The 22,019-nt window shown below is 73.8% G+C and carries 16 protein-coding genes; 5 read left to right on the top strand and 11 right to left on the bottom strand.

Translation table 11 applies throughout. The features are described from left to right. Nucleotides 1-34: 34 nt before the first annotated feature. The 8 genes from ABZ659_RS15855 to ABZ659_RS15820 form a co-directional block, all read right to left on the bottom strand. Complete coding sequence (locus ABZ659_RS15855; RefSeq protein ID WP_360219136.1) at nucleotides 35-1,114, bottom strand: glycoside hydrolase family 43 protein; 1,080 nt, start codon at nucleotides 1,112-1,114, stop codon at nucleotides 35-37. Between the two features lie 238 nt (nucleotides 1,115-1,352). After that, a complete protein-coding gene (locus ABZ659_RS15850; RefSeq protein ID WP_360219133.1) occupies nucleotides 1,353-2,138 on the bottom strand; it encodes a class I SAM-dependent methyltransferase in 786 nt (261 codons plus the stop codon). 102 nt (nucleotides 2,139-2,240) lie between these two features. Beyond that, nucleotides 2,241-3,452 carry an aminotransferase class V-fold PLP-dependent enzyme gene (locus tag ABZ659_RS15845; RefSeq protein WP_360219130.1) on the bottom strand — a complete coding sequence of 404 codons (1,212 nt, stop codon included), beginning with the start codon at nucleotides 3,450-3,452 and terminating at the stop codon, nucleotides 2,241-2,243. Next, nucleotides 3,449-4,780 (bottom strand): pyridoxal-phosphate dependent enzyme, encoded by a 1,332-nt coding sequence (locus ABZ659_RS15840; protein ID WP_360219127.1) that lies wholly within the window; start codon nucleotides 4,778-4,780, stop codon nucleotides 3,449-3,451. The genes ABZ659_RS15845 and ABZ659_RS15840 overlap by 4 nt, the downstream gene beginning before the upstream one ends. Then, nucleotides 4,777-6,231 (bottom strand): Y4yA family PLP-dependent enzyme, encoded by a 1,455-nt coding sequence (locus ABZ659_RS15835; protein WP_360219124.1) that lies wholly within the window; start codon nucleotides 6,229-6,231, stop codon nucleotides 4,777-4,779. Before ABZ659_RS15835 ends, ABZ659_RS15840 begins: the two co-directional genes overlap by 4 nt. 693 nt (nucleotides 6,232-6,924) lie before the next feature. Continuing rightward, complete coding sequence (locus ABZ659_RS15830; protein ID WP_360219121.1) at nucleotides 6,925-7,749, bottom strand: SAM-dependent methyltransferase; 825 nt, start codon at nucleotides 7,747-7,749, stop codon at nucleotides 6,925-6,927. 138 nt (nucleotides 7,750-7,887) lie between these two features. Further along, nucleotides 7,888-9,774 (bottom strand): ABC transporter ATP-binding protein, encoded by a 1,887-nt coding sequence (locus tag ABZ659_RS15825; RefSeq protein WP_360219547.1) that lies wholly within the window; start codon nucleotides 9,772-9,774, stop codon nucleotides 7,888-7,890. 94 nt (nucleotides 9,775-9,868) lie between these two features. Beyond that, nucleotides 9,869-10,594, bottom strand: a complete 726-nt coding sequence (locus ABZ659_RS15820) for an SDR family oxidoreductase (RefSeq protein WP_360219118.1) — start codon at nucleotides 10,592-10,594, stop codon at nucleotides 9,869-9,871. Between the two features lie 311 nt (nucleotides 10,595-10,905). Between ABZ659_RS15820 and ABZ659_RS15815 the strand changes: the two genes are divergently transcribed. The 4 genes from ABZ659_RS15815 to ABZ659_RS15800 all read left to right on the top strand — a co-directional run bounded on the left by ABZ659_RS15815 (nucleotide 10,906) and on the right by ABZ659_RS15800 (nucleotide 16,606). Then, nucleotides 10,906-12,012, top strand: coding sequence for a mechanosensitive ion channel family protein (locus ABZ659_RS15815; RefSeq protein ID WP_360219115.1), 1,107 nt, complete (start codon nucleotides 10,906-10,908; stop codon nucleotides 12,010-12,012). A gap of 145 nt (nucleotides 12,013-12,157) precedes the next feature. Then, nucleotides 12,158-14,377, top strand: coding sequence for an NADP-dependent isocitrate dehydrogenase (locus tag ABZ659_RS15810; protein WP_360219112.1), 2,220 nt, complete (start codon nucleotides 12,158-12,160; stop codon nucleotides 14,375-14,377). A gap of 135 nt (nucleotides 14,378-14,512) precedes the next feature. Continuing rightward, the gene (locus ABZ659_RS15805) at nucleotides 14,513-15,316 is read left to right on the top strand and encodes an N-formylglutamate amidohydrolase (RefSeq protein ID WP_360219109.1); all 804 of its coding nucleotides are present in this window, start codon (nucleotides 14,513-14,515) and stop codon (nucleotides 15,314-15,316) included. Between the two features lie 66 nt (nucleotides 15,317-15,382). Continuing rightward, a complete protein-coding gene (locus tag ABZ659_RS15800; protein ID WP_360219106.1) occupies nucleotides 15,383-16,606 on the top strand; it encodes a cytochrome P450 in 1,224 nt (407 codons plus the stop codon). On the opposite strand, the gene ABZ659_RS15795 is transcribed toward ABZ659_RS15800, so the two are convergent. From ABZ659_RS15795 to ABZ659_RS15785, 3 genes are read right to left on the bottom strand one after another with little or no spacing between them, the layout of a single operon-like run. Beyond that, a complete protein-coding gene (locus ABZ659_RS15795) occupies nucleotides 16,607-17,083 on the bottom strand; it encodes a hypothetical protein (protein ID WP_360219103.1) in 477 nt (158 codons plus the stop codon). After that, a complete protein-coding gene (locus ABZ659_RS15790) occupies nucleotides 17,080-17,718 on the bottom strand; it encodes a sigma-70 family RNA polymerase sigma factor (RefSeq protein WP_360219100.1) in 639 nt (212 codons plus the stop codon). Before ABZ659_RS15790 ends, ABZ659_RS15795 begins: the two co-directional genes overlap by 4 nt. 7 nt (nucleotides 17,719-17,725) lie before the next feature. Continuing rightward, complete coding sequence (locus ABZ659_RS15785) at nucleotides 17,726-19,162, bottom strand: S8/S53 family peptidase (RefSeq protein ID WP_360219097.1); 1,437 nt, start codon at nucleotides 19,160-19,162, stop codon at nucleotides 17,726-17,728. 108 nt (nucleotides 19,163-19,270) lie between these two features. Between ABZ659_RS15785 and ABZ659_RS15780 the strand changes: the two genes are divergently transcribed. Beyond that, a complete protein-coding gene (locus ABZ659_RS15780) occupies nucleotides 19,271-21,943 on the top strand; it encodes a CHAT domain-containing tetratricopeptide repeat protein (RefSeq protein ID WP_360219094.1) in 2,673 nt (890 codons plus the stop codon). Nucleotides 21,944-22,019: the final 76 nt, after the last annotated feature.

The following is a 22,019-nucleotide window of genomic DNA, read 5'->3' as shown; positions in this document are numbered from 1 at the left end:
ACCCCGGTCACAGCTGTCACTATGGTCACAGCCGTCACTCGAAGAACTTCAGCCCCCAGCCGGTGTCCGTGTTCGGACCCGGGACGTTGGCGCGCCGGTAGGTGGTGTTCCCCCACCAGCAGAACGTACCGGTGTACCAGTACCGGTTCTCCCACCCGTACGGCGTCCCCTTGGGCACCGCGTGGAACATCAGCGGGAACCGCGGACCGGCGGGCGGGCTGGTGCCGATGTCGCCGTCGAGGAGCACGAAGCTGTGGTGGCCGGGGCCGTTGACGTACAGCGTCGGGTCCCAGCCGGACATCATCGTGTTCCGGTCGCTGCCGAACAGGCAGCCGTTGGACTTGTACCAGTCCCACACGTACGTCGGGTCGCCCCCGGCCCGCAGCCGCAGGTCGGCCAGGCAGTACTGCTCGCTCCAGCTGCCGTTGGCGGAGTACACGACGTGCAGCTGCCCGTTGGGGTCCTTGATCGCCTCGGGGGCCTCGTTGATGTACGGGTTGCCCACCACCCGCTCCCAGCTCTCCCGCGGCTGCGAGATGACGTACCGGGCGCCGACCGGGGTGGTCGGGCTGCTCATCCGGGCGATGTAGAGGTTCTGTTCGACGTTGGTGTCCCCCGCCCAGCCGGACCAGACGAACCAGCGCTGGCCGTTGAAGGTGAACAGGGTGCCGTCGATGGCCCACTTGTCGTCCGGCAGGGCGAGCTTGGTCGCGGCGCCGTAGCCGCTGTCCGGGCTGGCCGAGCTGATCACGTACGTGCGGCGGGCCGCGCCGGACCCGGCGGCGAAGTAGACGTAGTACCGGCCGCCGTCCCGCACGATCTCCGGGGCCCAGACCTCGGGCAGGTTGCCGGGGTTGGTCCACACCCGCCGGTCGGGCGCGTCGGCCAGCTGTGCCGTCGACGCGGCCCGCCGTACGGCGACACCGTCACCGGTCGACCGGACGGCGATGTAGGTGGAGCCGACCCGGATCACGCTCGGGTCGGCGGCGCGGAGGCCGGTCTGGCCGGTCTGGCCCGCGCGGGCGGGTTCGGCGGAAGTCAGGGAGAGCACGGCGGCGAGGGCGCCGGACAGGGCGACGGCGAGGACGCCGTAGAGCAGGCGGAAGCGTTTCATTGGTCCCGTTCCGTGGTGGGGTCCGCGCCGCCGGACACCGGCGGCGGAACGCGGCTGGGGAGCTGACGTGCGGTCATGATGACGTCTCAAGGGGCGACTTGACCGTGTCGCGACGGGGGATTCACGCGTACGGGGCGCGGCGGGACCCTCTGCGGGCACCACCGCGCACCGCTTTTACATCGTTGAAACAGCGGTTCCCCTCAGCATCGCGACCGACACTGAACATGTCAACGACGCGTCACGCGGTCCCCGCCGACCCCTCGTCGGCCACCGCCACCAGCACCGCGCTGTCCCCGAACCGCCAGACCGGCGCCACCTGACCGAAACCCGACCCCCGCAGCAGCCGCTCGTGGCACTCCACGGACAGCTGCCCCCCGGCCCCGCCACCGAGGCCCGCCAGCCGTCCCTCACGCTCGGTGAAGAGGTCGGCCAGCTCGGGGTCCCGGGCCGCCGCCGCCCACCACGACCGCCAGTCCTCGTGGGCGTGCCCACCGGTCCGCTCGGCGCGACGGCGGCCCACATGGGCGCTGAGGTCCGCGCAGCGCGCCGCCCCGGGCGGGAAGTGGTCGCCGTTGACGAGCACGCCGCCGGGGCGCAGCAGGGCGGCCAGGGCCCGGTAGACGCGCTGGAGCACCGGCTCGGGGAGGTAGTGCAGGGCGGTCGTGGACACCGCCGCGTCCAGCGGGCGGTCGAGGCCGAGGGCGTCGGTCCAGCCGTCCGCGCCGATCACGGTGTCCACGTAGCGGGCGGCGCCGGCGTGGTGGGTGCGGCCCAGTTCGAGGAGGAGGGGGTCCATGTCGACGGCGACGATCTCCGCGTGCGGCAGTCGGGCGGCGAGCCGGGCGGCGAGGGAACCGGGTCCGCAGCCCAGGTCGAGCAGGAGGGGCCGGGCGCGGTCGGCCGTCACGTGCTCGACGACGTCGGCGATCACGGTGAACCGCTCCTCACGGTCGACCGCGTACCGCTGCTGCTGCCGCTCCCAGCGCTCCACCCACGTCCTGGCCGCCGCCATGCTCACGCCCATCTGGTCGCGCCACCTCTTCCGTCTCTCACCTGCCGGGCCCACCGGATACGGGACCGAATCTACAGGTGGAAACGGTTATCACTTGCCTGTGGTGGCGGTGCGTCACACGAGCGAGGTCAGTACGTCCGTCAGCCGGTCGATCTCCTCCTCCGTGTTGTAGACGTGCAGGCTCACCCGCACCGAGCCGTCCCGCTCCCCCGCGCCCGCCTGGCAGAGGCTGTCGGCGCGGACCATGAAGCCGTGGCTGTAGAGGATGAACCCGAGGTCGTCGGAGGGGATGTCGCGGTGCCGGAAGGTGACGATGCCGTGGCGGCGCTGCGTCTCGGGCAGCGCGCTGTCGGCGGCGAGGCTGGTCTGGCAGCCGAGGATCTCGTACGCGTCCAGGTGCCGCAGCCGGTCGGTGAGCCGGGTGGTGAGGGCGGCCGTCCAGCGGGCGACACGGTCCGGACCGGCGGCGTCGAGCCAGTCGAGCGCGGCGCCCAGGGACACGATGCCCACCGTGTTGGGGGTGCCCTGCCAGCCGGTGGGCCGGAACGCCGGTCCGCGCGCGTTGCGCGCCCAGACCGCTCCGGTGCCGGGCAGCGCCATCGCCTTGTGTCCGGAGAAGACCACGAAGTCGACGTCGAGTGCCGGGTCGTCGAGGCGCACCGGCCGGTGGCCGACGCTCTGCGCCGCGTCGAGGCAGATCGGTACGTCCGGACCGACCGCGGCGCGCAGCCGGTGCACGTTCATGTCGCCGCCGTAGACGTGGTGGACGTGGGTGGCGGCCACGAAGCGGGTCCGTGGGCCGACGGCGTCGGTGAGGGCGCGGTGGTCGTAGTCGCCGGACGACGCCTGGTACGGCAGCGCCCGCACCCGGACGTCGGTGCCGCGCTCGGCCAGCAGCCGCCGGGCCTCCTGCCAGGGGTCGAGGTTGGCACGGTGGTCGGCGAACGGGACGAGGACCTCGTCGCCGTCGTCGAGGAGCGGGACGAGCCAGTCCCGGGCGACGGCGCGCAGGCCCTCGGTGGTGCCGCTGGTGAAGTGGACGGCGGACCGGTCCGGTTCCGGGTCGTGCAGGAACTCCCGCACGCGCCGCCGGGTGCGCTCCACCAGTTCCGTGGTGCGGTTGGCCCACGGGTAGGTGCCGCGGCCCGCGTTGGCGTTGGCGGTCGTGAGGTAGCGCTGTACGGCGTCCAGGACGGCGTACGGCTTCTGGGCGGTGGCCGCGCTGTCCAGGTAGACCAGCTCCGGGTGGCCGGTGAGGATCGGGAACTGCGCCCGCAGCTCCCGTTGCCACACCGGGGCCTCGATCTGCTCGGGGGCGGCGCTCATTCGCGCACCAGCGGCGCGCCCGCGTCCCGCCAGCCGACGATGCCGCCCGCCAGGCTGCGGACGTCGGGGTGGCCCATCCGGGTCAGCAGGGCGGCGTAGCGCAGGGACTTCTCGCCGACCGGGCAGGCCAGCAGGACGGGGGTGCTCTTGCTGAACGGGAGTCCGCCGCGTAGCAGTTCCTCGAAGAGTTCGTCGACGATGTTGACGGAGCCCTCGATGTGCAGGGCGGCGTAGGCGTGCGGGCCGCGCAGGTCGACGACGAGGGGGCGGGGGTCGCCCTCGGTGGTCCAGCGGCGGGCGTCGGCGGCGTCGATGACGCGGGCCTCGGCGCGCGCCTCGGCGTCGGTGAGCGCGGCGAGGGACGGCGTCCGGCTGGTGCGGCCGAGGAGTTCGGGACGGCGGGCGCGGACGTAGCTGAGGTAGCTCTCGGCGCGGTCGCAGACGACGAAGACCGCGCTCTGCCGCTCCCCGGTCTCCGCGAGCCGGGCGTCGGCGTCCCGCAGGTGCCGTACCGCCCCGTGGTAGGCGGCGCCGCCGGTCGGTCCGGTGAGCAGGCCGCAGCGGCGGATGAGGGTGACCATGCCGTCGATGGCGTCGCCGGAGGTCACCGCTTCGAGGGTGTCGTAGGTCGCCGGGTCGAAGAGGCCGACCTGGTGGACCTCGTCGATGGTGCGGATGCCGGGGACGAAGTCCGACTTGTCGGCGACCAGGCCGACGACGCGTACGGCGGGGTCGTGTTCGCGCAGCGCGCGGGCGACGCCGGTCGACGAACCGGCGGTGCCGACGCAGGCGATGAACCAGTCCGGGGCCCGGCCGTCGAGGTCCTTGACGATCTCGGGGCCGGTGCCCTCGGCGTGCGCCTCGACGTTGCGGGGGTTGAAGTACTGGTCGGTGTGGAGGTGGGTGGAGCCGGGGCGGGTGAGGGCGCGGTGGAAGTGGGTGAGCGGGTCGTCGGTGTCGGTGGGGTCGAGGCACTCGCTGCGGCCGGGCAGTTCCTCGATCTCGGCGCCGAGGAGCAGCAGCAGTTCCTTGATCTCGGGGACCCGCATCCGGTTGGTGACGCTGCGGAACTTCCGCCCGTGCATCCCGGCGAGCAGGGCGAGGGCCTTGGCGGTGTTGCCGCTGGACAGTTCCACGACGGTGCCCCCACCCCCGGCCTCCAGCGCGGGGCGGGCCATGTGCCAGGCGGGGCGGTCCTTGACGGAGCCGAACGGGTTGAGCATCTCCAGCTTCGCGTAGAGGTCGATGTGGCGCAGTCCGTGCACGGCGGGGTCGATGCGCACCAGCGGTGTGTTGCCGATGGCCTCCGTGATGCTGTCGTACCTCATGCGGGCGTTCCCCCCGGGTGAGTGATCGGCCAGTAGTCCTCGTCCAGGCGCCAGCGCCAGGATCCGCCCTCCCTCTCCACGGCCACGGTGCGCGCGGCGGGCTGCCGTTGCGCGTGGTGGGCGTGGAAGTCCATCGTGTAGCCCGCGGTGTTGACGAAGGCCAGCAGGTCCCCCACGTGGGGCAGCCGGGGCAGGTGGACCGTGCGGCGGGTGATCAGGTCGGCCTCCAGGCAGAGGTTGCCGACGAGGTGGACGCCGACCGGCCGCTCCCCGGCGGCGGTGTCGTCACGCGGCAGGAGTACGGGGTCGACGAGGACGCCGTGCTCCTCCAGGGTCATGTCCCCGGCGTTCATGCCGAGGCGGACGAGGTGGCCGTCGCCGGTGGGCCGTACCTCCAGGACCCGGGCGAGGGTGAGTCCGCACTGGTCGGCCAGCGCGCGGCCGGGTTCGATGTGCAGGTCGTGGAGGTGTTCGAGGAGCAGGGTGGCGGGGGCGCGGCCGAGGACCGGGGCGGGGGTGGAGAGCAGTTCGTCGAGGTAGCCGGGGCCCGCGGTGGGCCGGTACCCGGGGTACAGCGCGGCCGTCCCGCGTACGGTGCCGCCCTCGTTGCGCAGTCCGTAGCCGTGGCCGCGCCAGGTCAGGGGCGGGCGCACCCCGAGGACGGCCTCGCTGAGGGCGGTGGTCCAGCGTTCCCACTCCCCCGCGTCGGCGACGTAGCCGACGCCGAACCCGCCGCCGATGTCGACGGCGCGCGGGGCGAGGCCGCGGGCCCGGCACTCGTCCAGGAACAGCACGCACTGCTCCAGGGCGCGGACCTTCTCGCCCAGGCCGGTGGTGTCCAGGTGGTAGGCGACGCCGACCAGGTCGACGGCGTCCGCGTGCCGCCGTACGGCGGTCAGCAGCTCGTCGGTGTCCCGCAGCGGGGTGCCGAAGCGGCTGCGGCGCGACAGCGTCCTGGTGCCCGCGCCGCCCTGCGCGGCGGCCGACTCGAACCCGGACAGCCGCACGAGGACCGGCACCCTGCCGAGCCCGTACCGCCCGACGAGCGCGGCGAGTTGGTCCAGTTCCCCGGGTGAGTCGAGGTTCACCGTCGCCCCGACCCGGGCGGCCAGCCACAGGAACTCCGGGTCCTTGGGGCCGGTGGCCATGATCCGGTCGCCGGTGAAGCCGCAGCCCAGGGCGTGCCGCAGCTCCCCGGTCGAGGCGACGTCGGCGCCCACGGCGGCGGGGTCCTCGACGGCGAGGCGGCGCGGCAGGGCGGCGGAGCGGTTGGCCTTGAGCGCGAAGTACACGCGTCCGGCGAGGTGGTGACGGCGGTAGACGGCCCGGAAGCGGGCCGCGTTGGCGGCGGCGGTGTCCGGCAGCAGCACGTGCAGCGGCGAGCCGAGCGCGTCGACGAGGGAGTGCAGGAACGGCCCGGCCTCCAGCAGTCCGGCGAGCGGTGGTTCCACTCGCGGCCTCAGGTACAAGGGCACGTCCACCGAGGACCCCTCCCGCGTCGGCCGACCGTTCGAGGTAGTCGTTTCCCGGTACACGCGCCGCTAAGCCTCATGGGGCGGCGCTCCTGGGGCTCGCTGTGGCACGCCGTCACGACGCGGGTGAGGTGAACCTCACCGAGCGGGCCGCCCCCTCGTCGACGCTGGTGGTGCCGGTGGTCCCGCCGCGGAGGGCAGCGAGGGCCGGGGCCGGGGCGGCGCCTCGCCGGTGACCCCGCGCCCACGCGCCGCGCACTCCGCGCCGGGGCGGCAGGGGCACGCGCCGGGGCGGCAGGGGGCGCTCAGCGCCCGCGCCCGCGTCCGCGTCCCGGGTGATGGGCGCGCCCCCCTGCGCCGGGGGGCGAGGCTGTGGTGCTCACGCTCGACGGCACCACACGTGCCGCCCGGCTCACGGCGTCCGTGCTCGCGGCGGGGCGTGACCCCGGTCGCTGGATGCTGGCCGACTCCTGTGCCCTCGGGCGGATACCGGCGGCGAGGTACCGGTGGGATGCGCTGGGCGGTGGGCTGTCTGACGGCCGGTGGTGCGGTGGCGTCGACGGCGGTGGCCCTCCGGTAACGCGGAGCGGCACCGGAGACGGGGCGTCCGGTAACGCGGAGCGGCACCGGGGACCGGGCGTCCACGGTGCCGCATCCGTACGCGCGCGGGACCTACGGCTTGCGGCCCACTCCGCAGTAGGCGTCCACCGGGTTCGTCGGGTTGGCGGGATCGCCCTCCTCGGCGCGCCAGGCGGTGACCTGGACGACGCCGGGTTCCACGAGGTCGAGGCCCTCGAAGAACCCGGCGATCTCCTCGACGGACCGGACGTAGTACGGGACCGCGCCGCTGGAGTTGTACGCGTTGGACGCGGCGATCATGCCCTCGCTGGTGGCGGTGCTGTCGCTGATCACCAGGTGGCTGCCGGACGGCAGGCCCGCCATGAGCCGGTCCACCAGGCCGCGGGCCTGGTCGTAGTCGGCGACGTGGCCGAGGGTGTTGAGGATCATCAGACCGACCGGCTGGGACAGGTCCAGCGTGCCCGCGGCGGCCTCCAGGACGGAGTCCGGGTCGTAGAGGTCGGCGTCCAGATAGGCGGTCCTGCCCTCGGGGGTGCTGGTCAGCAGGGCGTTGGCGTGGGCCAGCACGATCGGGTCGTTGTCGACGTAGACGATCCGGGAGTCGGGGGCGACGCGCTGGGCGACCTGGTGGGTGTTGTCGGCGGTGGGCAGGCCGGTGCCGATGTCCAGGAACTGCCGGATGCCGACCTCGCCCGCGAGGTAGGTGACGGCGCGGCCGAGGAAGGCCCGGCTGGCGACCGCCACGTCCACCAGACCGGGGAAGATCTCCTTGATCTGGTCGCCGATCTCGCGGTCTACCTCGTAGTTGTCCTTGCCGCCGACGAAGTAGTTCCAGAACCGGGCCGAGTGCGGCTTGGAGGTGTCGATGCGGGCACGTATGTCCGCGGCATCGACCAGCTGGGAATTGGAGTCCGACACGGCAAGCGCCTCCCACGGCAAAGCGTCAGTGATCAGGGCCCAACCTAAGCCAAGTTGCCGGGGGCATAGCCCGGTTACCGGCGAAGCGGTAACCGGACCGACTGATTTCAGCCATCCGACGCCCGCCGCTCGCCCCCGCTACGCCACCTCGGCGGGCGCCGGTTCGTCGGTGCGCTGGGCGAACTGGGTGCGGTACAGCTCGGCGTACCGGCCGTCGTCGGCCAGCAGCTCGTCATGGGTGCCGCGTTCGACGATGTGGCCGGATTCCAGGACGAGGATGAGGTCGGCGGCGCGGACGGTGGACAGCCGGTGCGCGATGACCAGCGCGGTGCGGTCCCGCAACGCCTCGGCAAGCGCTTCCTGGACGGCCGCCTCCGAGGTGTTGTCGAGGTGCGCGGTGGCCTCGTCGAGGATGACGACGCGCTGCCGGGCGAGCAGCAGCCGGGCGATGGTCAGGCGCTGGCGCTCGCCGCCGGAGAAGCGGTAGCCGCGTTCGCCGACCACCGTGTCCAGGCCGTCCGGCAGGTCGCGGACGAGGTCGTCGAGGCGGGCCCGGCGCAGCGCGTCCCACACCTCGTCCTCGGTGGCCTCGGGCCGGGCGAGCAGCAGGTTGGCGCGGACGGTGTCGTGGAAGAGGTGGCCGTCCTGGGTGACCATGCCGACGGCGCCGCGCAGCGACTCCGCGGTCAGCTCGCGGACGTCGACGCCGCCGACGCGCACGGCGCCCGCGTCCACGTCGTACAGCCGCGGCAGCAGCTGCGCGATGGTCGACTTGCCCGCGCCGGAGGAGCCGACGAGGGCGACGGTGCGGCCGGGCTCGGCGCGGAAGGAGACGCCGTGCAGGACCTCGGTGCCGCCCCGGGTGTCGAGGGCGGCGACCTCTTCGAGGGAGGCGAGGGAGACCCTGTCGGCGGCCGGGTAGCCGAAGCGGACGTCGTCGAACTCGACCGCGACGGGTCCCTCGGGGAGCTGGCGGGCGTCCGGGCGGTCCTTGATGAGCGGTTCGAGGTCGAGCACCTCGAAGACGCGCTCGAAGCTGACGAGGGCGCTCATCACCTCGACGCGCGCCCCGGCGAGCGCCGTCAGCGGCGCGTACAGCCGGGTCAGCAGCAGCGCGAGGGAGACCACGGCGCCCGCCTCCAGGGTGCCGCGCAGCGCGAAGAAGCCGCCGAGGCCGTAGACGAGGGCGAGCGCGAGGGCGGAGACCAGGGTGAGGGCGGTGATGAACGCGGACTGCGCGGTCGCCGTGCGCACCCCGATCTCGGCGACCCGGCGGGCGCGGGCGGCGAACTCCTCGGACTCCTCCTCGGGTCGGCCGAACAGCTTGACGAGGGTGGCGCCGGGGGCGGAGAACCGCTCGGTCATCCGGGTGCCCATCGCGGCGTTGAGCGTGGCCGCCTCGCGCTGCATCCGCGCCATCCGGCGGCCCATCCAGCGCGCCGGGACCACGAACACCGGCAGCAGCACCAGCGCCAGCAGCGTGATCTGCCAGGACAGGGTGAGCATCACGGCGAGGGTGAGCAGCAGCGTGACGATGTTGCTGACCACGCCGGACAGGGTGTTGCTGAACGCCCGCTGGGCGCCGATCACGTCGTTGTTGAGGCGGCTGACCAGCGCCCCCGTGCGGGTGCGGGTGAAGAACGCCACCGGCATCCGCTGTACGTGGTCGAAGACGGCCGTCCGCAGGTCGAGGATGAGCCCCTCGCCGAGCCGCGCCGACAGCCGCCGCCCGAGGATGCCGAGCGCCGCCTCGGCCACGGCGATGGCCGCGATCAGCAGCGCCAGCCGTACGACGGTGGCGGTGTCGCCGTCCGACACGATCACGTTGACGACCCGCCCGGCGAGCAGCGGCGTGGCGACGGCGAGCAGCGCGGTCGCGACTCCGAGCAGCACGAACGCGGTGATGCGGCGGCGGTGCGGCCGGGCGAACCCGGCGACGCGGCGCAGGGTGGCGCGGGCGAGGGGGCGGCGTTCCCGCTCGGCGTTCATCACGCTGTGCAGCTGGGTCCAGGCCGTGGTCTCCATACTCATACCGGGCAACGTAGGACCTCGACCGAGGTTGGGGTCAAGGCCGTATCGCTCCCGGCTGGTGAGCGCACGCCCCGAGGCTCCGCGTCGCTCACCAGGCCACCGGCTTGCCGTCCCGGAAGAAGCCGCCCGTCGGGCCGTCGTCGGGCAGGGTGGCCGCCCAGACCACTCCCGCCGCGCCCTCGGGCACCGGGCGTCCGCCGCCGCCCATGTCGGTGGCCGTCCAGCCGGGGCAGACCGCGTTGACCAGGACGCGGTGGCGACCGCCGAGTTCCCCGGAGAGCAGCCGGGTGAGCGCGTTCAGGGCGGCCTTGGAGACGCTGTAGGCGGGGGTGCCGCCGCTCATCCAGTGGAGGGCTCCGGCCTCGCTGCTGACGTTGACCACGCGCGGGTGCGGACTGCGGCGCAGCAGCGGCAGCAGGGCCTGGGTGGTCCGCCAGGCGCCGAACAGGTTGGTCTCCAGGGCCCGCTTCACCTCGTCCAGGTCGGCGGTCCCGGCCCGCGCCCAGGTGTCGTACAGGATCGCGGCGTTGTTCACCAGCACGTCGGCGCGGCCCAGCTCGCGGGTGACCCGGTCGGCCATGGCGGCCACGCTCGCGTCGTCGGCGACGTCGAGCTGGACGGCGGTGACGCGGGTGCCGCCCGGGTCGAGGCGGGCGGCGGCGGCCTCGCCCCTGGCCAGGTCTCGGGAGCCGAGGACGACGCGGTGGCCGCGCTGGGCGAGCTGCCGTACGACCTCGTAGCCGATGCCGCGGTTGGCGCCGGTCACCACCGCGACGGGCGACTCCCCCGCGCCGTCGTCGGGTTGCTTGGCCATGTCGGGCTCCTTGGGCTCGGGACGTGATCGTTCACCCTCCGCGGCCAGGGTCGCACGCCCCGGCGCCGCGGGCCGGGCGGCGGGCCAGGAGCGGTCGTCCTGTGGGAAGTCCGCGCGCGACCGGGGCCCCGGCCTGGTGCGAACACCCCCGCGGGATGCGGCAGGATGAGCGGTCGCGCCGCGGTATCGGACCGCCCTATGGCGCACACCCCCGCAATCCCGCAGTATCGAGCAGGTGACGACGTGACGAGATCTCACATCCGGCCGTCGGCGAACGACTTCGCCGCACGCTGTACGCCCGGAGGTACCCGGTGAACCGAGCGGTCACCATGCACGACCTGGTCGTCGCCGGGATCGCCCTGGCGGCGGGACTGCTGACGGCGTTCCTGCTGCGGGTGCTGACGCGCTGGCTGGCCAAGCACGCCAAGCGCACCCGCTGGGAGGGCGACGACGTCCTCGTGGGCGCCCTGCGCACCCTCCTGCCGTGGGCGGCGATCGCGGGCGGCGCGGCGTCCGCGGCGGCGGTGCTGCCGCTGACCAGGACGGTCCAGCACCACACCAACCAGGTGCTGACCGTGCTGCTGATCTTCGTGGCGACGGTGACGGCGGCGCGGATCGTCGCCGGTCTGGTGCAGACGGTGACGCAGTCCAGGTCCGGGGTGGCCGGGTCGGCGACGATCTTCGTCAACATCACCCGCATCCTGGTCCTGGCCATCGGCTTCCTGGTGGTCCTGCAGACCCTGGGGATCTCCATAGCGCCGCTGCTGACCGCCCTCGGCGTCGGCGGTCTGGCGGTGGCGCTGGCCCTCCAGGACACGCTGGCCAACCTGTTCGCGGGCGTCCACATCCTGGCCTCCAAGACCGTCCAGCCCGGTGACTACATCCGGCTGAGCAGCGGTGAGGAGGGCTACGTCGAGGACATCAACTGGCGGCAGACGACCGTGCGGGCGCTCTCCAACAACCTGGTCGTGATCCCCAACGGCCAGCTCGCGAAGACCAACATGACCAACTACATGCGCCCCGAGCGGCAGCTCACCATCCTGGTGCAGGTCGGCGTCGGCTACGACAGCGACCTGGAGCAGGTGGAGCAGGTGACCGCCGAGGTGGTCACGGAGGTCATGACCGAGATCACCGGCGCCGTCCCGGACCACGAGCCCGCCGTCCGCTTCCACACCTTCGGGGACTCCCGCATCGGCTTCACGGTGATCCTGGGCGTCGGCGAGTTCAGCGACCAGTACCGGATCAAGCACGAGTTCATCAAGCGGCTGCACAAGCGCTTCCGTGAGGAGGGCATCCGCATCCCCGCCCCGACCCGCACGGTCGCCCTGCACCAGGACGGCGCGGGCCTGCCCCAGGTCCTCCAGGCGCAGGAGACCCTCATCCCGCACCAGCGGGAGAGCCGGGCGCCCCGGCAGTAGCGCGGCGCGGCGGCCGACCGCCGAGGGGTTCCCGGGGCGCGCTCGCGAAGATCACGGCACCGCGTGCCAGCCCCGTGCCCCGGGATCCCCCGGCACGAGATATCTTGATGTCGAGCAATGTTGCAGACGTGGAGCGGAGCACCCGGTGACTGACTCGACCATCATCTACACACACACTGACGAGGCCCCGGCCCTGGCGACGTATTCCCTCCTGCCGGTGGTCCAGGCGTACGCCTCGCAGGCGGGTGTCGCCGTGACGACCCGGGACATCTCGCTGGCGGGGCGCATCATCGCGGTGTTCCCGGAGTACCTCACCGAGGACCAGCGCGTCCCGGACGCCCTCACCGAGCTGGGCGAGCTGGCCAAGACGCCCGCCGCCAACATCATCAAGCTGCCGAACATCTCGGCGTCCATCCCGCAGCTCAAGGCCGCCGTCGCCGAGCTTCAGGCGCAGGGCTACGCGCTGCCGGACTACCCCGACGAGCCGAAGACCGACGAGGAGCGCGACATCCGCGCCCGCTACGACAAGGTCAAGGGCTCCGCGGTCAACCCGGTGCTGCGCGAGGGCAACTCCGACCGCCGCGCCCCCGCCTCGGTGAAGAACTACGCCAGGACCCACCCGCACCGCATGGGCGCCTGGACCCCCGAGTCCAGGACCAACGTGGTGACCATGGGGGAGAACGACTTCCGCTCCACCGAGAAGTCCGTCGTCATCGAGGCGGACGGCACGCTCCGCATCGAGCTGGTCGGCGCCGACGGCAACACGACCGTCCTGCGCGAGTCCGTGCCGGTGCTCGCCGGCGAGGTCGTCGACGCCGCCGTGCTGCGGGCCGCGAAGCTGCGCGAGTTCCTCACCACGCAGGTCGCGCAGGCCAAGGCCGAGGACGTGCTGTTCTCCGTGCACCTGAAGGCCACGATGATGAAGGTCTCCGACCCGATCATCTTCGGCCACGTGGTGCGCGCCTTCTTCCCCAAGACCTTCGCCCGCCACGGCGCCGTCCTCGCCGCCGCCGGACTCAGCCCGAACGACGGTCTGGGCGGCATCCTCAAGGGCCTGGAGGGGCTGCCGGAGGGCGCCGAGATCAAGGCGTCCTTCGAGGCCGAGATCGCCGAGGGCCCGGCGCTGGCGATGGTCGACTCCGACAAGGGCATCACCAACCTGCACGTGCCCTCGGACGTCATCGTGGACGCCTCGATGCCCGCCATGATCCGCACCTCCGGCCACATGTGGGGCCCGGACGGCCAGGAGCACGACACCCTCGCGGTCATCCCGGACTCCAGCTACGCCGGTGTCTACCAGGCCGTCATCGAGGACTGCCGCGCGAACGGCGCCTTCGACCCGTCGACCATGGGCTCCGTGCCGAACGTCGGCCTGATGGCGCAGAAGGCCGAGGAGTACGGCTCCCACGACAAGACCTTCGAGATCCCGGCCGCGGGCACCGTCCGCCTGGTCGACGCCTCCGGCGCCGTCCTGATCGAGCAGCCCGTGGAGGCCGGTGACATCTTCCGTGCCTGCCAGACCAAGGACGCCCCGATCCGGGACTGGGTCAAGCTCGCCGTGACCCGCGCCCGCGCCACCGGCGACCCGGCCGTGTTCTGGCTGGACGCCACCCGCGCCCACGACGCCAACCTGATCGCCAAGGTCGAGCAGTACCTGCCGGAGCACGACACCGAGGGCCTGGACATCCGGATCCTCAACCCGGTGGAGGCGACCAAGCTGTCCGTGGAGCGCATCCGCCGCGGTGAGAACACCATCTCCGTCACCGGCAACGTGCTCCGCGACTACCTGACCGACCTCTTCCCCATCCTGGAGCTGGGCACCAGCGCCAAGATGCTGTCGGTCGTCCCGCTGATGGCGGGCGGCGGCCTGTTCGAGACGGGCGCGGGCGGCTCCGCCCCCAAGCACGTCCAGCAGCTGGTGAAGGAGGACTACCTGCGCTGGGACTCCCTCGGTGAGTTCTTCGCCCTGGTGCCGTCCCTGGAGCAGTACGCCGAGACCACCGGCAACGCCAAGGCCAAGGTCCTCGCCGCCGCCCTGGACCGCGCCACGGCGACCTTCCTCAACGAGGACAAGTCCCCGACCCGGCGCGTCGGCGGCATCGACAACCGCGGCAGCCACTTCTACCTGTCCCTGTACTGGGCGCAGGAGCTGGCCGCGCAGACCGACGACGCCGACCTGGCGAAGGCGTTCGCGCCGCTCGCCGAGACGCTCACCGCCAACGAGCAGAAGATCGTCGAGGAGCTGCTCGCCGTCCAGGGCAAGCCCGCCGACATCGGCGGCTACTACCAGCCCGACCCGGCCAGGGCCGCCGCGGTGATGCGCCCGTCGGCCACCTGGAACGGGATCCTCGCGTCCCTGAGCTGACGCGCCGGTCCCCCACCGGCCCTCCGCCCCGTCCGGCGTACCCCTCCGGGCGGGGCGGAGCCCGTTCCCACGCCGGGCGGCCCGTCGTCGTACGGCCTGCCGCACGCCACTGACAACGCCCCCCGGAGCCGCCCCGTGCCCCTGTCCGCCCCGTCCTTCGAGCTGCTGCCCGGCGCCGCCGACTCGCCGCTGATCCTGCACGTGCCGCACTCCGCGCGGGAGATACCGCCCGCCGTGCGCGCGGACATCGTGCTCGGTGACGCGGAGCTGGCGCGGGAGCTGGACCACATCACCGACGCGCACACCGCCGAGCTCGCGGCGGGGGCGGCCGAGACGGCGCGGGTGGCGCCGTGGCGGTTCGTGAACCGGCTGTCGCGGCTGGTCGTCGACCCGGAGCGGTTCCCGGACGAGCGGGAGGAGATGCTCGCCGTGGGCATGGGCGCCGTCTACACGCGCACCACCCACGAGGACGTGCTGCGACCGGCCGGTTTCGACCCGGCGCCGCTGGTCGAGCGGTACTTCCACCCGTACGCCCGCGCCATGTCAGACGCCGTCGCGGACCGGCTCGCGGCGACCGGGCGGGCCGTGGTCGTCGACGTGCACTCCTACCCCACCGACCCGCTCCCCTACGAGCTGCACGGCACCGGCCCGCGCCCGCCGGTCTGCCTCGGCACGGACGCCTTCCACACGCCGCCCGAGCTGCTCGACGCGGCCCGGGAGGCGTTCGCGGCGTGCGGGGAGACCGGGCTCGACAGCCCGTTCGCCGGGACGTACGTGCCGCTGGAGTTCCACGGGACCGACCCGCGCGTGTCCGCGCTGATGGTGGAGATCCGCCGGGACGTCTACATGACCGAGCCCGGCGGCCCGGCCGGGGACGGGCTCACCGGGCTCGCGACGGCACTGGCGCGGCTCGTGGACGCCGTGGGGGCGGTCGGCTAGGGCCCCGGGGGCCCGGCCGGAGCACTCCCGCGCGACAGGCGGGCGGCGGGCGGTGAGGGTGGGGGAATGACCGAGGAGAGCACCACACTGACCGGCCAGGCCCCGCCCCCGGTGCGGGACTGGCCCGCGCTGGACCTGGAGGGGACCCGGTTCGACCCGGTCCTCGCCGAGCTGATGCGCGAGGGCCCGCTGACCCGGATCCGGCTGCCGCACGGCGAGGGCTGGGCCTGGCTGGCCACCCGCTACGACGACGTCCGGCTGATCACCAACGATCCGCGGTTCGGCCGGGCCGAGGTGCCGCGGCGGCAGGTCACCCGGATGGCGCCGCACTTCAAGCCCCGGCCGGGATCGCTCGCCTTCGCCGACCAGCCCGACCACAACCGGCTCCGCAGGCCCGTCGCGGGCGCCTTCACGGTGGGCGCCGTGAAACGGCTGCGGCCCCGGGCGCAGACGGTGCTGGACGGGCTGGTGGCCGGGGTGCTGCGCGACGGGCCGCCCGCCGACCTGGTGGAGCGGGTCCTCGAACCGTTCCCGATCGCCGTCGTCAGCGAGGTGATGGGGGTGCCCGAGGAGGAGCGGGAGCGGGTGCACGCCTGGACCCGGACGATCATCTCCACCTCCGGCGGCGCCGAGGCCGCCGGACGCGCCAAGGACGGCCTGTACGCCTGGATCACCGAGACCGTCCGGGCCCGCCGCGCCAGCACCGGCGACGACGTGTACGCGCTGCTCGGCGCCGCGGTCGGGCGCGGTGAGATGAGCGAGGAGGAGGCGGTCGGCCTCGCCGGTCCGCTCCAGATCGGCGGCGAGGCCGTCACCCACAACTGCGGCCAGATGCTGTACCTGCTGCTGACCCGCCCGGAGCTGATGTCCCGGATGCGGGAGCGGCCCGACGACCGCGGCCCCGTCCTCGACGAACTGCTGCGCCACATCCCGCACCGCAGCTCGGTGGGGCTGGCCCGGATCGCCCTGGAGGACGTCGAACTGCACGGGACGCTCATCCGCGCGGGTGACCCGGTGTACGTCTCCTACCTAGCCGCCAACCGGGACCCGGACGTGTTCCCGGACCCCGACCGGATCGACCCCGACCGCAGCCCGAACCCGCACCTGGCGTTCGGCAACGGCCCGCACTACTGCACCGGCGCCGTCCTGGCCCGCACGCTGACCGAACTCCTCCTCGACACCCTGCTCGACCGGATGCCCGGACTGCGGCTCGCGGTCCCCGCCGAGGAGGTCGACTGGCGGCGCCGGACGATGATCCGCGGGCCGCGGACCCTGCCCTGCGCCTGGTGATCAGGCCCGCAGCCACTCCGTGACGACCACGTCCCCACCGGTGCGCAGCCGCAGCGCGAACGGACCGGCGGGCGGGGTGTCACTGGTGAAGCGGCCCATGTCGTCGGCGGTGAGCGCGGGCGGCACCGCCACCCGGGCCCCGCCGAGCACCTCGATCCGGACGGGCTGCGGCGGCAGCACCTGACCCATCAGGCCCTCGGCCGTCACCTCCACGTCCACGGTCAGCTCTCCCGTGCGGAAGGTCAGCATCCGCGGCGGGTCGGCCACCCCGCGCACCGGGATGGCGTCGATCAGCGAGTCGAAGGTCAGCTCGGCGAGCCGGGCGTCGAGGTCGTGCAGGGTGAACGCCTCGACGGCGGTGCGCCGCAGCTCGGGCGGTACCGGGTCGAAGATGGCGGCGGCACGGCGCAGCTCCTCCTCCAGCAGACCGGCGCCGAACTCCTCGTCGTCGTATCCGTGGTCGTCGTCGCGGTTCACAGCACTCCCCGTGCGTCGAGTCGGGCCCGCAGCCGTCGCAGACAGCGCTGCCGCAGCGGGCCGATGCTCCCTACGGCGATGCCCAGCGCGCTGGACACCTCCTGGTAGCTGGGCGGCGGTGAGGACATCAGCACCCGCAGCAACTGGCGGCAGCGCTCCCCGAGTTCCTCGAACTCCTGCCACATCCGCCGGATCCGCTCGGACTGGGCGGCGGCCTCCTCGGAGTCGAGCAGCGACTGCTCCGGCGTACGGTCCTCGCTGACCCGGTCGAGCAGCTGCGGATCGTCCGTGGGCGTCAGCCGCCGCGAACTCCGGATCACCTTCAGGCTCTCGTGGCGCGCGGTGCTCGCCAGCCAGGAGCCGGTCTTGTCGGGTTCCCGGATCCGCCCGAGGTGCTGGGCGAAGCGGAACCACACGGTCTGGTACACCTCGTGCGCGTCGGCGTCCGAGAGCCGGTGTGCGCGCACCACCGACCACACCAGCGGGCTCAACCCTTCCACCAGCGCTTTCCAGGCCGCCGCGTCTCCGTCGACGGCGGACTGGACGAGCGCGCCGACATCTGCACGGTCCACGGCCCCACCCCTTGAGTACGGCAAGTCATCGTACGCCGTGGCGGGGCATGTCTCCGACCTCATCTCGGCCTCATACGGACGCCGTGGAGGACCGCACGGGCACCGGGCTCCAGGTGGGCGGTCTGAGCGCCGGTACGTGCGCCCCCCGCACCTCCGCGAACTCGGCGGCCTGCGCCAGCAGTTGCCGGGCGGCGGCGCGCGGGTCGCGCTGTCCGGCGCTGACCATCAGGTCGGCGACCAGACCGGCCACCACCGGCGTCGCGAAGGACGTGCCGCTCCAGTGGGCGAGGCCCTCGAACATCACCTGGTCCGGCTTGGCCGTCGCGCCGTCGTCGCTCAGCACCCCGCTGTGGCTGGGTTCCTGGCAGGTGCAGGCGTACCCGAAGCCGTAGCGGCAGGCGTCGTAGGTGGAGTGCTGGTAGACGTACGGGGCCGGGGTGTCGAAGCCGGTGAGGGAGCTGGTGAGGCGCTCGCCGGGGGCGTAGACCCGTACCCAGGAGCCGTGGTTGGTGAAGCAGGCGCCGTACTCGCCGTCGCCGCGCAGCGCGCCGACCGAGAGCACGCTGTCGGCGTGGTCGGGCTGGCTGGCGTAGGCGGCCGGCCAGAACGGCGTGGAGCTGCCGTTGTTCCCGGCCGCGGCGACCAGCAGGGTGCGCTGCTCGCGCAGTTCGGCCATGAAGGCGTCCATGCCGAGGAGCCCGTCGAGGCCGCCGTTGGTGGTGCCCGCGGAGAGGCTGATGAGGTCGGGCCAGCCGTGCCGGTCGACGCTCTCGAAGAGCGCGGCGCCGAAGTCGGACTCCAGCATGGCGCCGACGTCGCTCAGGGTGCCGAGGACGGTGACGTTCGTGTTGGGGGCGACGGCGGAGACGACCCCGGCGATGAAGGTGCCGTGGCCGACGTACTGCTTCAGCATCCCGTCCGCGTCGGTCTCCTGGACCGCCATGTCCCCGTCGACGTGGGCGAGCTGGGGCCAGGACTGGTAGTCGTGCAGCAGGCCCGTGTCGATGACCAGGACGCCGACCGCGGTGGCCGGATCGTGCGCCACGCCCGGCGCGGGCGCGGGGTTGGTGCCGTCCGCGCGCGGCGCGGGCACCGGCTCGTCGCCGGGGCAGGCGTTGACCGGCGCGATGTGGATGACGTGGTTCCGGCTGACCAGTCGGCGCCGGGCCCGGCCCGCCCGCTCCCGTACCGCGCGCAGCGCGTGGGCCACCGCCGGGTCGTCCTGGGCGCCGCTCCGGCCCGGGTCGCCGACCCGGATGCGGGTGACGCCGGTGCGGTCGGCGCGCGGGCTGACCCGGCGCACGGGCTCCGGGTCGAGGTCGGGGGTGTCGGTGAAGTACGTGCGGACCGCGTCCTCGACCAGCGCCGCGTCCTCGCCGTCGCGGACGAGGACGACACCCTTCTCGTAGAGGAACTCCGCGGAGTCGTCGGGTCCCATCGCCAGGGGGACGTCGGGCATCGAGCGCTGGATGTGGCCGAACTGCTCGCGGAATCGCTGTGGTGCCATGGGTGTCCTCCCACTGAGGTGGCGGTCTTCAGACAGAGCCCGGTGCGGGCTGCTTGATACAGACCCGAACCGGTGTGGCTCGGTTCCGCGGCCACTACCATCCGGAGGGTGACAGCGGGAAGCGACTCGGTACTCGGACTGCTGCCGAGGGTGTTCGCCGCCCCGAACGCCGCTCTGGCGGAGGCGGAACGCCTGCTCGGCGCCGATCCGCCGCCCCTGCACGCCTCCGTCGCCCACCAGGTGATCGGCATCTGGCAGCGGGACTTCGGGGACCTCAGGCTCGCCCTGAGCCATCTGCGCCGGGCCCGCGACCTGGCCGCCCGCGCGGACCTCGCCGAACGGGAGGCGGACGTCCTCGCCACCCTCGGGGTGGCCCTCGTCCACGCGGGCCGCACCCGGCAGGGCCTGGCCGCGTTCGAGCGGGGCGTGCGGCGCGGCAGCGGGCACACCCGCGCGCGCGTGCTGTACCGCCGGGCGTACGCCTGGTGGGTGCTCGGCCAGCATCCGCAGGCACTGGAGGACGTCCGGCGGGCGATTCCCGTCCTGCGTCAGGAGGACGACGTCATCTGGGTGGCGCGGGCGCTGACACTGCGGGCGACCGTGCACCTGGCGCTGGGCGCGGTGGACCGGGCCGACGCCGACTTCACCGCCGCGGAGGCGCTGTGGGACACCACCGGGCAGGAGCACGACAAGGCCGACGCGGTGGAGAGCCGGGGCCTCGCCGCGTTCCGCTCCGGTGACATCCCGGCGGCGCTGCGGCTGCTCGACGAGGCGGAGAAGCGGTACGCCAAGCTGGGCACGCCGACGTTCATGCTGAACATCCGGCGCTGCGAGGTGCTGATGGCGGCCAATCTGGCGCCGGAGGCGCTGGCGGAGGCGGACGCGGCGATCGCGGTCCTGGACGGGATCGGCGGGCAGTCCACCCGCAAGGCGGAGCTGCTGCTCGCCGCCGCCCGCGCGGCCCGGCTCGCGGGCGACCCGCACACCGCGATAGCGCGCGCCGCGCTCGCCGTGCGGCTGTTCGCGGCGCAGCGGCGGACCTGGTGGGGGACGCACGCCCGGCTGGTGCTGATCGAGGCGCGGGTGGCCGCCGGGCGCAGCTCGGGGCGGCTGGTCGCGGACGCGGCGCAGGTCGCCGAGGAACTCGCCGCGTTCGGCGCCCCGGCCGCGCCGGAGGCGTCGCTGCTCGCGGGCCGGATCGCGCTGGGCCTGGGCTGGACGGCGGACGCCGAGCGGCATCTGGGGGTGGCCGCCCGCAGCAGGCACAGCGGGCCGCCGCTGGCGCGGCTGACGGGCTGGGCGGCGCAGGCGCTGCGGGCACGGGCGGCGGGTTCGCGGCGCGGGGTCCTGGAGGCGTGCCGCCGCGGTCTGGACGTGCTGGACGACCACCGGATGACGCTGGGCGCCTCGGAGCTGCGGGCCCGCGCCACCGAGCAGGGCGCGGAGCTGGCGGCGCTGGCGCAGGAGGCGAGCCGGGCGCGGGGCGGGCCGCGACGGCTGCTGGTGTGGAGCGAGCGGTGGCGGGCGACCGTGCTCTCCGCGCCGCCGACCCGGCCCCCGGCCGACCCGGCGCTGCTCACCTCGCTGACCGCGTTCCGGACCATCGCGGCCCGGGCGGAGGAGGCCCGCATGGAGGCGCGGCCCGTTCCGGCCCTGGAGCGCGAACAGCGGCGGCTGGAACGGGAGATCCGCTCCCGCACCCTGCACATACGCGGTGACGCGCCCGGCGGCGGGGACCGGTTCGACGTGGACCGGCTGCTGGCCCGGCTCGGCGACACCCAGCTGGTGGAGCTGGCCGTGCTGGACGGCCAGGTGCACGTGCTGCTGTGCGGGCAGGGGCGGGTGCGGCGGTTCGAGGCGGGCCGCCTCGCCGCGGCGGAGTCGGAGGCCGAGCACGTCCAGGCGGCGCTGCGGCGGCTGGCCCACCCCGGGGCGGAGCACCGGCTGCCGGTGGTGGAGGAGATGGGGCGCCGTCTGGAGGAGCTGCTGCTCGGCCGGGCCGCGGAGCGGCTGGGCGGCGGACCCGTCGTCGTGGTGCCGCCCGCGCGGCTGCACCGGGTGCCGTGGGCGCTGCTGCCGTCACTGCGGGAGCGGGTGCTGAGCGTGTCGCCGTCGGCGAGCAGCTGGCTGCGCGCCCGGGAGACCGAGCCGCCGCCGGACGGCCGTCACGTCCTGGTACGCGGCCCCGGCCTGGCCTCGGGCGGCGCGGAGGTCCCGGACCTGGCCGACCGCTACGGCAGGCCGACGCCGGTACGGGGACACGACGAGGTGCGGGGGCCGTGGGTGCCGGAGCACGACGAGGCGCCCGTGCCGCGGGTCCTGGAGCACCACGAGGCGCGTGTGCCGCGAGTCCTGGAGGAACTCGACGGCGCGGCGCTCGCGCACATCGCCGCGCACGGCACCTTCCGCGCGGACGCCCCGCTGTTCTCCTCCCTGCGGATGGCGGACGGCCCGCTGATCGTGCACGACTTCGAGCGGCTCGACCGCAGCCCGTACCGCATCATCCTCTCCAGCTGCGACACCGCCCGCCTCGCCTCGGTCGGCGCCGACGAACTCCTCGGCCTGGTCACCGCCCTGCTGCCGCTGGGCACCGCGGGCGTGGTGGCGAGCAGCGCCCCGGTGAACGACGCGGCGGTGGTCCCCCTGATGCTCGCCCTCCACAAGGGCCTCAGCGCGGGCCTCTCCCTGGCCGAGGCCCTGAGGGACGCCCGCAGAGCCCTCCCGAACGACGCCACCCACCAGGCGACGGGCTGGGCGTTCACGGCATTCGGCGCGGCGTGACATCACCGATGAGGACGACGCCTTCAGGGGCGCGGGGAACTGCGCGACAAGCCCTCCACAACCCGCACCCGCAAGC

It is taken from the genome of Streptomyces sp. NPDC006997, assembly GCF_040635175.1.
GTDB lineage: Bacteria > Actinomycetota > Actinomycetes > Streptomycetales > Streptomycetaceae > Streptomyces.
This window is presented reverse-complemented; position numbering and strand designations above follow the sequence as displayed.

What these genes read in the sequence shown, in the direction of transcription:
- ABZ659_RS15800 (WP_360219106.1), top strand. Translation starts at nt 15,383, where the DNA reads ATGACCGAGGAGAGCACCACACTGACCGGCCAGGCCCCGCCCCCGGTG.
- ABZ659_RS15840 (WP_360219127.1), bottom strand. Translation starts at nt 4,780, where the DNA reads ATGAGGTACGACAGCATCACGGAGGCCATCGGCAACACACCGCTGGTG.
- ABZ659_RS15850 (WP_360219133.1), bottom strand. Translation starts at nt 2,138, where the DNA reads ATGGGCGTGAGCATGGCGGCGGCCAGGACGTGGGTGGAGCGCTGGGAG.
- ABZ659_RS15845 (WP_360219130.1), bottom strand. Translation starts at nt 3,452, where the DNA reads ATGAGCGCCGCCCCCGAGCAGATCGAGGCCCCGGTGTGGCAACGGGAG.
- ABZ659_RS15785 (WP_360219097.1), bottom strand. Translation starts at nt 19,162, where the DNA reads ATGGCACCACAGCGATTCCGCGAGCAGTTCGGCCACATCCAGCGCTCG.
- ABZ659_RS15825 (WP_360219547.1), bottom strand. Translation starts at nt 9,774, where the DNA reads ATGGAGACCACGGCCTGGACCCAGCTGCACAGCGTGATGAACGCCGAG.
- ABZ659_RS15855 (WP_360219136.1), bottom strand. Translation starts at nt 1,114, where the DNA reads ATGAAACGCTTCCGCCTGCTCTACGGCGTCCTCGCCGTCGCCCTGTCC.
- ABZ659_RS15790 (WP_360219100.1), bottom strand. Translation starts at nt 17,718, where the DNA reads ATGAGGTCGGAGACATGCCCCGCCACGGCGTACGATGACTTGCCGTAC.
- ABZ659_RS15820 (WP_360219118.1), bottom strand. Translation starts at nt 10,594, where the DNA reads ATGGCCAAGCAACCCGACGACGGCGCGGGGGAGTCGCCCGTCGCGGTG.